Consider the following 3,962-nt stretch of genomic DNA (forward strand, 5'->3'; position numbering starts at 1 on the left):
CGGGATCTGCGAGAGCACCGGGCCGAAGAAGGCGACGCCGTTGACGTGGATGGTCGGCGTCCCGACGTCCTCACCGACCGCGTCCATCCCGGCGTGGTGGCTCTTGCGCAGGGCGTCGTCGTACTTGTCGCTGGTGGCCGCCTCGGCCAGCTCGGCCGGCAGACCGACCTCTTCGAGGGACTGCGCGATCACCTCGTCGAAGTCCTTGTTGTCGAGGTTGTGGATGCGGAAACCCATCGCGGTGTAGAGCGGGGACAGGATCTCGGGGCCCTTGAGCTGCTCGGCGGCGATCGCGACCCGGACCGGGCCCCACGCCTTCTTCATCATCTCCAGGTATTCCTCGGGCAGGTCGCGTCCCTCGTTGAGCACCGCCAGACTCATCACGTGGAACTGCACGTCGATATCGCGCACCTGCTCGACTTCGAGGATCCAGCGTGAGGTGATCCAGCACCATGGGCACAGCGGGTCGAACCAGAAACCTGCGACATCCTTTTGAGCCATCAATATGTCCTCTCGATGCGAACCTGGGCAGAACTCCGTGCAGTGCAACTGTGCGCCGACACCGAGATGTTCCCGAATACTGGTAACCATCCCGGTGCCCACCCCGATAAGCATGTCGAGGTCACGGCAGCGACACAAGAAACGCATAGTGAGCCAACTTTTATCGAACCGTGTTGTCAATGTGATCAACGTCGACCACTGTTGCCCGAGTGAGCAGAGCGCTGTAAGGGTTCTGCGTGACAGCTGAGGAGCTGGATTATGGCCGTTCGCGCCTTTCTGACCGCCACGATGGGCGCCGCCGCCGTCGCCCTTGCCATGGCGGCGCCCGCCCAGGCCGACCCGGTCAACCCGGTGAACCCGATCAACCCGGCCAACCCCGCGGCCAACGACTCGTTCCTGAACGCCCTGAACGACGCCGGGGTCGGCTACGGCGACCCCGGCACCGCCGTCCAGATGGGCCAGGAAGTCTGTCCGATGCTGGTCGAGCCCGGTAAGGACTTCGCATCGGTGGCCTCGCAGATGCGCGGCGACGGCGGCATGTCCCCACAGATGGCGTCGTTCTTCACCGGCATCGCCATCCAGATGTACTGCCCGCAGATGATGTCGTCGATCAGCGACGGCTCGATCCTGAACAACCTGGGCGCGCTGAACGGACTGGCCGGGATCGCCGGCTTCCCGCAGTAGCCCGGGCCTGCGGTGGGCGGCCACGCCGGCGATGCGCGTGGCCGCGTTGACATACCGGCCGGCGGAGCGGGCCGATAGGTTGGACGGGTGGCACTTCCCAATCTCACCCGCGATCAGGCCGTCGAGCGCGCCGCCCTGGTCACCGTCGACAATTACCGGATCGTCCTCGACCTCACCGACGGTGACGGCAGTCCCGGCGAACGCACCTTCCGGTCGACGACAACCGTGCAGTTCGACGCGCTGGCCGGCGCCGACACCGTGATCGACCTGGCCGCCGACACGATCCACAGCGCGACGCTCAACGGTGTCGAACTCGATGTGTCCGGCTACGACGAGTCCACCGGCATCGCCCTGCCCGGGCTGGCCGAGCACAACGTCCTCGTCGTCGACGCCGACTGCCTGTACTCCAACACCGGCGAGGGGTTGCACCGCTTCGTCGACCCGGTCGACGACGAGGTCTACCTCTACTCGCAGTTCGAAACCGCCGACGCCAAGCGCATGTTCGCGTGCTTCGACCAGCCCGACCTCAAGGCGACCTTCGACATCCAGGTCACCGCGCCCGCACACTGGGAGGTCATCTCCAACGGGGCGGCGGTGGCCGGAGCCGCTCCGGCGGCGACATCGGTAACTGCCGGAGACGGATCAGTCGAGGAGTCCGCCGCCAAACAGCTCACGTTCGCCACCACCCCGAAGATGAGCACCTACCTCGTCGCGATGATCGCCGGGCCATACGCGGTATGGCGCGACGAGTACTCCGATGACCACGGCACGATTCCGCTGGGCCTGTTCTGCCGCAAGTCGCTGGCCGAGTTCATGGACGCCGAGCGGCTTTTCACCGAGACCAAACAGGGCTTCGGTTTCTATCACGCCAATTTCGGCACTCCGTACGCGTTCGGCAAGTACGACCAGCTGTTCGTACCGGAGTTCAACGCGGGCGCCATGGAGAACGCGGGTGCGGTGACGTTCCTGGAGGACTACGTCTTCCGGTCCAAGGTCACCCGGGCCTCCTACGAGCGGCGCGCCGAGACCGTGCTGCACGAGATGGCGCACATGTGGTTCGGCGACCTGGTCACCATGACCTGGTGGGACGACCTGTGGCTCAACGAGTCGTTCGCAACCTTCGCCTCGGTGCTGTGCCAGGCCGAGGCCACCGAGTACAAGCAGGCCTGGACCACGTTCGCCAACGTCGAGAAGTCCTGGGCCTACCGGCAGGATCAGTTGCCCTCGACGCATCCCGTCGCCGCCGACATCCCGGATCTGGCCGCCGTCGAGGTGAACTTCGACGGAATCACCTACGCCAAGGGCGCTTCGGTGCTCAAACAACTGGTGGCCTATGTCGGGTTGGACGAGTTCCTGGCCGGGCTGCGGGATTACTTCCGCGACCACGCTTTTGCCAACGCCACCTTCGGCGATCTGCTGGGCGCGCTGGAGAAGTCCTCCGGACGTGACTTGTCCGGCTGGGGCCGACAGTGGCTCAAAACAACGGGTTTGAACACCCTGCGGGCCGACTTCAACGTCGACGGCTCCGGCGCATTCACCCGATTCGCCATCTCGCAGTCCGGTGCCGCGCCCGGCGCCGGTGAGACCCGGGTGCACCGGCTCGCGGTCGGGGTGTACGACGAGGTCGACGGCAAGCTGGTGCGGGTGCACCGCGAGGAGCTCGACGTCGACGGTGGTTCCACCGAAGTGCCCGCACTGGTCGGGGTTTCCCGCGGCAAGCTGATCCTGGTCAACGACGACGACCTGACCTACTGCTCACTGCGGCTCGATCCCGATTCGCTGTCGACGGTGCTGACCCGGATCGCCGACATCGCCGAGCCGTTGCCCCGCACGCTGGCCTGGTCAGCGGCCTGGGAGATGACCCGCGAGGCCGAGATGAAGGCCCGCGACTTCGTGGCCCTGGTCTCGGGTGGGGTGCACGCCGAGACCGAGGTCGGCGTGGCGCAGCGACTGCTGATGCAGGCGCAGACCGCGCTGGGCTCCTACGCCGATCCGGAGTGGGCGCACACCGAGGGTTGGCCGGCCTTCGCCGACCGGCTGCTGGAGCTGGCCCGCGGCGCGGTACCCGGTTCGGACCATCAGCTCGCATTCGTCAACGCGCTGTGCACGTCGGTGCTCTCGACCCAGCACGCGGTGGTGCTGGCGGATCTGCTGGACAAGGATTCGAGCTCGCTCGGCCTGCCCGCGCTGACCATCGACACCGATCTGCGGTGGCGGATCATCACGGCGCTGGCCCGGTTCGGGCAGGTCGACGCCGACGGCTCCGAGACACCGTTCATCGATGCCGAGGTACAGCGTGACTCGACCGCCGCGGGCAGGCGGCAGGCGGCGGCGGCATCGGCGGCCAGGCCGCAGGACGCCGTGAAGGCCGCGGCGTGGGAGCAGGTGATCGAGGACGACTCCCTGGCCAACATCACCACCCGCGCGATCGTCGGCGGTTTCGCCCAGCCCGGGCAGGCCGAGTTGCTCACGCCGTTCCGGGACCGCTACTTCGGCTCGATCTCCTCGGTGTGGGAGCGCCGCTCCAGCGAGGTGGCGCAGACCGTGGTGATCGGGCTGTACCCGTCGTGGGATATCAGCCAGGACGGGCTGGACGCGGCCGACGCGTTCCTGTCCGATCCGGAGGTGCCGCCGGCGCTACGGCGGCTCGTGCTGGAAGGCCGGGCCGGCGTGGAGCGCTCGCTGCGCGCCCGCGCCTTCGACGTGAGTTAGAGGTCTTCCCTTGCCTTGCCTCGCGAGCGACCGTGTTTGTACGGCAACACGCCGCAATTGCCGTA

General features: G+C 67.0%; 3 protein-coding genes. 2 read left to right on the plus strand and 1 reads right to left on the minus strand.

Features of this window, described 5'->3' with window-relative positions:
• Positions 1-501, minus strand: a 501-nt coding sequence (locus ACWDTP_RS37745) for a mycothiol-dependent nitroreductase Rv2466c family protein (RefSeq protein ID WP_450028323.1), incomplete at its 3' end; no start/stop codon positions are given.
• 258 nt (positions 502-759) lie between these two features.
• On the opposite strand from ACWDTP_RS37745, the gene ACWDTP_RS37750 reads away from it, so the two are divergent.
• Together ACWDTP_RS37750 and pepN are read left to right on the plus strand one after the other, a co-directional pair.
• Positions 760-1,185, plus strand: coding sequence for a DUF732 domain-containing protein (locus ACWDTP_RS37750; RefSeq protein ID WP_450028324.1), 426 nt, complete (start codon positions 760-762; stop codon positions 1,183-1,185).
• Between the two features lie 87 nt (positions 1,186-1,272).
• The gene (pepN, locus tag ACWDTP_RS37755; RefSeq protein WP_450028325.1) at positions 1,273-3,897 is read left to right on the plus strand and encodes an aminopeptidase N; all 2,625 of its coding nucleotides are present in this window, start codon (positions 1,273-1,275) and stop codon (positions 3,895-3,897) included.
• Positions 3,898-3,962: the final 65 nt, after the last annotated feature.

It is taken from the genome of Mycobacterium sp. NPDC003449, assembly GCF_053588415.1.